Origin of the sequence: Allobosea sp. NPDC003192 (genome assembly GCF_050275675.1) — a bacterium.
In the GTDB taxonomy this organism is placed as follows: Bacteria; Pseudomonadota; Alphaproteobacteria; order Rhizobiales; family Beijerinckiaceae; genus Allobosea.
This window is the reverse complement of sequence record NZ_JBNNPK010000036.1, coordinates 20,396-28,097: the sequence shown is the minus strand read 5'-3', so window position 1 is coordinate 28,097 and position 7,702 is coordinate 20,396. Positions and strand designations below refer to the sequence as shown.

The 7,702-nt window shown below is 64.3% G+C and carries 7 protein-coding genes; all 7 read right to left on the bottom strand.

Features of this window, described 5'->3' with window-relative positions:
- Positions 1–126 precede the first annotated feature (126 nt).
- Complete coding sequence (locus ACQKLX_RS29140; RefSeq protein WP_427365051.1) at positions 127–489, bottom strand: response regulator; 363 nt, start codon at positions 487–489, stop codon at positions 127–129.
- A gap of 2 nt (positions 490–491) precedes the next feature.
- A complete protein-coding gene (locus ACQKLX_RS29135; protein ID WP_427365050.1) occupies positions 492–1,133 on the bottom strand; it encodes a response regulator transcription factor in 642 nt (213 codons plus the stop codon).
- Positions 1,123–4,008: a PAS domain-containing sensor histidine kinase gene (locus ACQKLX_RS29130; protein ID WP_427365049.1), complete on the bottom strand. Its 2,886-nt coding sequence runs from the start codon at positions 4,006–4,008 to the stop codon at positions 1,123–1,125. The genes ACQKLX_RS29135 and ACQKLX_RS29130 overlap by 11 nt, the downstream gene beginning before the upstream one ends.
- Before the next feature lie 207 nt (positions 4,009–4,215).
- Positions 4,216–5,163 carry a mechanosensitive ion channel family protein gene (locus ACQKLX_RS29125; RefSeq protein ID WP_427365048.1) on the bottom strand — a complete coding sequence of 316 codons (948 nt, stop codon included), beginning with the start codon at positions 5,161–5,163 and terminating at the stop codon, positions 4,216–4,218.
- 71 nt (positions 5,164–5,234) lie between these two features.
- The gene (locus ACQKLX_RS29120; RefSeq protein WP_326875928.1) at positions 5,235–5,660 is read right to left on the bottom strand and encodes a cupin domain-containing protein; all 426 of its coding nucleotides are present in this window, start codon (positions 5,658–5,660) and stop codon (positions 5,235–5,237) included.
- Positions 5,661–5,723: 63 nt separating this feature from the next.
- Entirely contained in the window at positions 5,724–6,476 is a 753-nt protein-coding gene (locus ACQKLX_RS29115) for an SDR family oxidoreductase (RefSeq protein WP_427365047.1), read from the bottom strand.
- Positions 6,477–6,612: 136 nt separating this feature from the next.
- Complete coding sequence (locus ACQKLX_RS29110) at positions 6,613–7,530, bottom strand: MBL fold metallo-hydrolase (RefSeq protein ID WP_427365046.1); 918 nt, start codon at positions 7,528–7,530, stop codon at positions 6,613–6,615.
- Positions 7,531–7,702: the final 172 nt, after the last annotated feature.

The following is a 7,702-nucleotide window of genomic DNA, read 5'->3' as shown; positions in this document are numbered from 1 at the left end:
GCGACCTCGACCTTGGCGAGAGTGAGCGATCAATGATCATGTTCACCTTCCACATCTCTCAGAAGCATTTTCCGCGACTTGTCGCTTGTATTCACGCAAACCGGCGTCTGTTCGCTCGGAAACGCGCTACCGACGCAGGGCACCTGCGATTGCCGCGAGCAGGGCCTGGCCGTCGAAAGGTTTGCAGAAGAAACTCTCCACGGCACGCGCCCTGATCTGATCGGCGATCTCATGGCGCCCGGTGATCAGAAATACCGGCAGCTCCGGACGCTTCCTTTTCACGAGGTCGCGCAGCTCGAAGCCATCCAGACCCGGCATGCCGATATCGGTGATGAGGAGGTCGAATCCGGAGAGACCGGCCCGGGTCAAGGCTGCCGCCGACGGGAAGCTACGAACGGCATAGCCGGCGGATTCGAGCAGGTCCTCGAGCGATTCGAGCAATCTCGGATCGTCATCGACGACAGCTATGATGTATTTGTGCGTGAGCAAGCCTATATTCCTCCCATCCGGCGCGAATGCTGGATCGGGATTGCCAACCGCTCCGCAATTCGCACCAGGTCGGCGAGCGATGACGCCGCCATTTTTTGCATGACGTTTCTTCTGTGGATCTGCAGGGTAACTTCGCTGATGCCGAGCTCGGCCGCGGCCTGCTTGTTGAGCAGCCCGCTCACCACCAGAGGCAGGACTTCACGCTCGCGCGGAGACAGCTCCTGATAACGCTGCCGCAGCAGCGCGACCTCGGCACGTTTCGCCCTGGTCTCCCGGTCCTGCGCGATCGCCGAACCGATCGCCGCCATAAGCGCGGTATCGCTGAACGGCTTGATCAGGAAGTCGACGGCGCCATGCTTGATGGCGCGTACCGATGAGGGAATGTCGCCATGGCCGGTGATGAACACGATTGGCGGATGGTCCTCCCGCGCAATCTGCCGTTGCAGTTCGAGCCCGTTGATATCGGGAAGCTCGACATCGAGGATGAGACAGGCCGGAAGATCGGGCTTGTCGGCGCCGATATAGTCGCCGGCGGATTTGAACAGCGCCGACCGGACCCCGTTGGCCTCGAGCAATTCGCCCAGCGCCTCGCGCAGGGCCTCGTCATCGTCGACGATGAACACGATGGTGTCGTCAACGATCATGGTCCGCTTTCGCCTCGGCAGGGAGTGTGAAGATGAAGGTCGCGCCGCTCGGCTGATTGTCCTCGGCCCAGAGACGCCCGCCATGGGATTCGATGATGGTGCGCGATATCGCCAGCCCCATGCCCATGCCATTGGATTTGGTCGAGAAGAACGGCTCGAAGACCTTCTCTAGGGCGCTGATACCTGCGCCTGTGTCGCGGACTTCGGTCCGGATGAGATCGCCGGCACGCATCGAGCGGATATGAAGCGCCCCGCGCTGTGTCGGCTCCATCGCCTCGAGGCCGTTGCGGATCAGATTGACCAGAACCTGCTGGATCTGGATATGGTCCAGGGCCAGCGGTGGCAGCCCCGGCTCGACATCGATCTCGATGCGGATACGCCGCCGGGTCGCCTCTTCCAGCATCAGGTCCCGGGCCTCCTGGAGGATGGTGTCGAGCTGCCAGAAGCTCCGCGCTTCGACAGTCTGCCTGAACAGGGCACGGACCCTGCCGACCACGTCGGCGGCGGAATTCGCATCCCGGATGATGCGCTCGACGGTCTTCTGTGCCCGCTCCAGATTGGGCGGGTCCGAGGTGAGCCAGCGTTGGCATGCATGCGAGTTAGCGACGACCGCGGCGAGCGGCTGGTTGACCTCATGGGCGATCGAGGCGGAAAGCTCCGCCAGGCTCGCGGCCTGTGCCGCGCGTGCGAGCCGCTCCTGCGTCAATGTCAGCGCTTCCTGCGCCCGCACCTGATCTTCGATCTCGAAGCAGATGCCGTTCCACTGGATGATCTCACCTTCGGCATTCCGCATCGCAGCGGTTCGCGTCTCGACCCAGCGGTATGCACCGTCGGCCCGCCTGAGGCGATGCTTCATCGCATAGGGGGAGCCTGTCGCCAGAGAATGCGCATATCTCTCTTTGACGTCGGGGAGATCGTCGGGATGGATGATCGCGTCGAGGGTGCCGGTCAGGCGTGTCTTGCCCTCCTCATCCTTGTCGCCGAGCCCGAAGCCGAGAAATTCCCGCAGCTTCTCGCTGCGATAGATCGGCTCCCCGTTCGGCGCGGCGCAGTAGATGAGGGCGGGCAGCGTCTCGACCAATTGGCGTAGCGAACGCTCGCTTTCCCGGAGAGCCTCCTCCACCCGCAATTGATCATCAACGTCGTGTGACAGGCCGTGCCACTGGATGATGCTGCCGTCCTCGTCCAGGAGCGGCTCTGCGCGCCCATCCATCCAGCGATAGACGCCATCGTGGCGGCGCAAGCGATAGCGCATGGCGAAAGGCCGGCCGCTACCCAGACAATCCTTGAGACCGGCCCACACGCGAGGGGCGTCATCCGGATGGACCGCGGCCTTCAGCGCCGCCGCATATTGCTCCGTCTGGGGCTGTTCGAGGCTGCCTTCGTCAAGGCCCAGGAAATCGATGAAGCGGCGGTTGAAGAAGTTCGGCGCCCCAGTTGGAGTCAGCCGCCAAAGGAAGCTCGGCACCAGATCGACGAGCCGCGTCAATTCCTGCTTGCGCAGATGCAGCTCCGTCTGCGTGGTGATCAGGTCGTGGATATCGACGGATACGCCGTACCACCGGATGATCTGCCCCGCCTCATCGCGCAGGGCTTCTGCCCGCGTTTCGGTCCAGCGATAGGTGCCGTCGGCGCGATGCTGCAGGTATTTGATCGCGTACGGCTCTCCCGTCGTGACGGATCGGGCGAATGTCCGCTCCGCCTGCTCCAGAAAATCGGGATGGATCATCCTCTTGAGCGTGAGTGACCCATCAGGAGCCGTAACGGTCTCGGCCGTGGCGCCCGTCACCTCCATCATCCGCCTATTGAGATAGACGGGATGGCCTGCCCCGGTCATGCTCCAGATCATGGCCGGGACCGTGTCGATCAACTGCTCCAGATGTTGCTCTCTGGCGCGCAGGGCAGCCTCGGTCTTCTTGTAGACGTCGATATCGATCGAGGTGCCGAACCAGCCTGTGATCTGGCCATCATCATCCCGCGTCGGCCGCGCCGAGATGCGGTGCCAGACATATTGCCCCGTCGCGCGCAGCATCCGGTATTCAATGTTCCACGGCTCGCCAGTCTTGAGGCAGTGACGCAGGGTGGAGGCAGCCCTGTCGACATCGTCGGGATGGACGCCGCGCATCCAGCCGGCTTCGCCGCCGTCGATGAATTCGCGTTCGCCGAGGCGGCGGTTGAGGTCCTCCAGGGCCATGTCGATCGCGACCTGGGCGGCCGGCGTGACATAGGTGAACCTGCCCATCGCATCGAAGGCCCAGGCCTTGCCGTGCAGGCTCTCGATCACCTTGGCTGCCTTGACCGCCTCCATGGTCGTTCCAAGGGATTCCGCGACGCTCCACCGATCATCCGGTCGGGAGACCATGGCGTCGACGTCGACGCTCACGCCATAGCCCGGCTCGGCGCGCAGCTCCGTCCAGTGGTAGCTGCCATCCGGCTGGCGCAGCCGGTAGCCCGTCACCTGCGGCACACCCGTCCAGAATGCGTAGGCCGCGGCATGCGCGATCGCGGCCCGATCATCGGGGTGGATCGCGCCGTGCGCCGGAACGGGCCCGAACCCCTCCGGCTGCCCCGGTTCTGGTCGCCGCGGCACAGCGGAATGGTTGCCGCGACGAAGCGGGGCGGGGACAAGCAGCAGGCCGATACAAGCGGCGACAGCGACAAGCGCCCCGAGCGAAAGCGCAGCTTCCCTTATGGCTCCCGGATAGAACAGGGCAGCTAAGGCCGACGCGGCGAAGGCGATCAGCAGCCCGATCCAGAGCGCCAGGAGCCAATAGCCCCGAGCATAGAGAAAAAATGCGCCCAGCGGAGCCAGGACGCCGAAGAGTGCCCCGGTCGACCAGCATGCCGCGAGACCGACAGCCAGCGAGACGATCATCAACGCCGGCGGCGTTCGGCGAAGCGCTGCTACCATGATCGGCTGTCCCTTTCGGAGACGGAATGCCTGGAAACCGTCACAGCTTCGTCTAGCACCAGTCTTCCAAGGCGCGACTGGCTAGCTCACCAGAAACTAGCGCCGGGACGCCGCAGCCGCACTTATGGAAATCCATGACTTGCCGGAAAATCGAGTCGTGAAGAATGAGGCCTAGGCCGGTTCGGCCAGCGAAAGGCCGCTTGCTTCGCAGCGATCATGGATGAGGTCGATGATCTCGTTCCTGGCGGAGGTCCCCGTGGCGAGGCTCGCGACACGAAACTGCAGTTCCACCTCGATCGCCTTCGCGTCGATGCCCTTCAAGGCAACGGCCGGCGGCGGCTCCTTGACGATCCGGGTGCTGGCTTCCAGCACGGATCGCATGGCGTCCTCGACGATGCGCGGCCTTTGCCCGGCGGTAAAGCGAACGCCCAATGTGATGAGATGGGACTCGTCGGGACGGCTCAGGCTGGTCAGGCTCTGCTTGGCCAGCAGGCTGTTCGGCAGCACGACGATGTTGTTCAACCCGGTCAGAAGATTGGTGGAGCGCCAGTTGGTTTCGGTGACGCGACCCGCAGTGCCGTCGCTGAGCTGCAGCCAGTCGCCGATGGCATAGGCCTTGCCGAGCGTCAGCGCGATGCCGGAGAAGACGTCGCCGAGCGTATTCTGCAACGCCAGGCCCAGGATGAGCGCGACGACGCCGGAGGTCGTCACCAGGGTGGCGATCGGCAGGCCGAAGACGAAGCCCATCACCGACAGCGCCACGCCGAGATAGATGGCCGCAACGGCCATATCCAGGATCAGGTGCGCTTCCCGCGGCTTGCGGTTCAGCCTGACATAGATGTGGATGAAGCCGATGATCGTCCAGGCGAGATGGGTCCACCAGAGAATCCTGGCGGATTTGGAGAGCAGCGCGGTCAGGCCTTCGGCATAGGCATCGTCGGGCTGATGCGGAGCGATGCCGCCCAGGTAGAGCACCAGGCTCATGCCGGCGAAGAACAGGATCTGGACAATCAGGCGGCCTGTCGGGCGGTCGCAACCCTGACTGTGCCAGATGACGATGCCGGCAAGTCCCAGGACGTTGATCAGGACAAGCGGGATGGTGTGGTCATCGCCGAACATGAAGGAACGCCTCGATCACGATCGCCCGGGCTGTAAAGGAGCTGCGCCGGGCCGAAGCCCGGCTAGCCCATCTACTTCTTGAGCGGGAACGTCAGTTCCTGCTGGGCGGTATCGACAACGAAGACGGCCAGCAGCTTTGCCGGCTGCGTCTTGCTGGCGTTCTCGCTGACGCCGTGGCGGTCGCCCGGCAGTTCCGAGAAGCTTTCGCCGGCCTTGTAGACCGTGGCGGGCCCGTCATTGACCTGGCTGCGGATCGCCCCTTCGAGCACGGTCGCATAGATGAAGGCCGAAGTCGGGTGCGTGTGGCCCTCCGAAAAGCCGCCCGGTGCGTACTCGACGAGTACGCCCCTCATGCTCTTGCCTGGTACGTTCGGCAGTTCGTGGTCGTAGACCAATGTGACCTTCGCACCTTCGCCGCCACCAGGCGTGTCATGCGCCAGAGCCGGGGCAGACAGGAGAGCCGTCAACGCAACGGCACGTGCCAATGATCTGATCATGCTTATCGTCCTTTCATGAAGGAAACCGATGAGCCGGCTCGGGGCCGGCTCATCTGCAGGCCGTTACTTCCGGGGAGCCGTCGCGAACCAGCGATCGAAATCGATGCGGCCGATACGGGGATTGTTGTCGGAGACGAGCGAGCCGGCCTCCAGCCTGGTCCCGAAATAGCGGGCCTCCGGATCGGGGACGACGGTGCGAGAATCTCCGATCGCCTTGAGGTAGCGCGCGACGAAATCGCAGAGGCGCGCGCGTTCGGGGCCGGCGATTTCGACGATGCCATCGGTCGGTGCGGCCAACGCCGCCTCCGTCACGAAATCGGCGACGTCGTCGGAGGCGATCGGCTGCAGGTTGCCCGTCGACAGATGGGTGGTCCCACCGACTGTTCCTGCCTGGGCGATGCCGCCGAGGAACTCCATGAACTGGGTCGACCGCAGGATGGTGTAGGGAATGCCGGCCTCGCGGACGATCCTTTCCTGCGCCACCTTGGCACGAAGATAGCCGCTCTCCGGCAGCCGGTCGGTGCCGACGATGGAGAGCGCGACATGGTGCTTCACGCCGGCCTTCGTCTCCGCTGCCGTCAGGTTCCGGCCCGATGTCTGGAAGAATTCGAGCACGGCCTTGTCCTCGAAGGAGGGCGAGTTCGCGAGGTCGATCACGACCTTGGCATCCTTCAGCGCTTCCGCCAGGCCCTCGCCCGTGATCGTGTTGACGCCGGTATTGGGGGCGGCGGCAACGACGTCATGCCCTTTCTGGCGCAGGCGCTCCGCAGTCTTGGAACCGATCAGGCCGGTTCCGCCGATAATCACGATTTTCATCTGATGTCTCCGTTCGCTGCTATCCCTGCGGCACGCCGTTCGTCAGGCTCGCGGACGAACGGCGCCGGTGGGGACGGCCTTGGGCCGAACCGCATATGCCCTGGAGGCGCCTCGGTTCGGCTCGATCGAGAAAGGTTCAGTAGTCCCAGAAGGCCGGGACCCAGCGGAAGGCGTTGCCGTCGACGGCTACCCGGCCGACGGACGGGAACGGCAGATGGGTCGCCACCAGTTGCTCGCCGGTCGCCGCGAGTTCCGTCAGAAGACGAACGCGGACGCGGGCGGCCTCCTCGGGGTCGTGCTCGAAACCATTGTGCCAGTCGGGGTGGTCGAAACCGACAGTGAAGACGGCGTCGCCGGCGAAGGTCAGCCGATCACCGCCGGATGCCAGGCGGACCACGCTGTGGCCGGGGGTGTGGCCGCCGGTGCGGCGGACGATCACCCCCGGCGCGATCTCATGCTCCTCGTCGAACGGCTGCAGATGGCTGCGATACTCCTGGGCGAAGCGTTTCGCAGTGGCCCGCAGTGCATCCGGGAAGCCGTCGGGCATGTTGACCTGGCTGAAATCCGGCGCTTCCCAGAACTTGACCTCGGCGGCCGCGACATGGATCCGCAGGTCCGGGCGCAGCTGCTCCTTCACGCCTTCGACCAGGAGCCCGCCGACATGGTCCATGTGCATGTGCGTCAGCACGACGTCGGTGACCGATGCGAGGTCGATGCCGGCCGCCGCAAGTCGCTTGATCAGCTGGCCTGCCTTGGGCAGGTTCAGGTTCGGGTCCAGCCCCAGCCCGGCATCGACCAGAATGGTCTGGTCGCCGCTGCGGACCACGACCACGTTCAGCGACCAGTCGAACGCATCCTGCGGCAGGAACATCTCGTTCAGCCACGTCGCCCGCTCGGTCGCGGCGACGTTGTGACCCAACATCTTCGTCGGAAGCGGCAATACGCCATCGCTGATGATCAGCACCTCGATGTCGCCGATCTGCACCGCATAGCGCGATGGAACGAGCTCCTCGGGTCCTGTCCTGCTTGGGCGTGAGGCGATGTCCAGGCTCATGACTGTCTCCTAATGACGCCGCTCTGCTCACGGCACCGGGGACGCTATTGGGAGCCCGTTTTTCGGTCGATTGGGTCAAGGAATAGGGCGAGCCATACCAAATCATAGGTTCGCACGGTCAAGCCGGTCTCCTGTCCTACGGCCCGTCGCTCAAGCACATCGAATTCGGCCG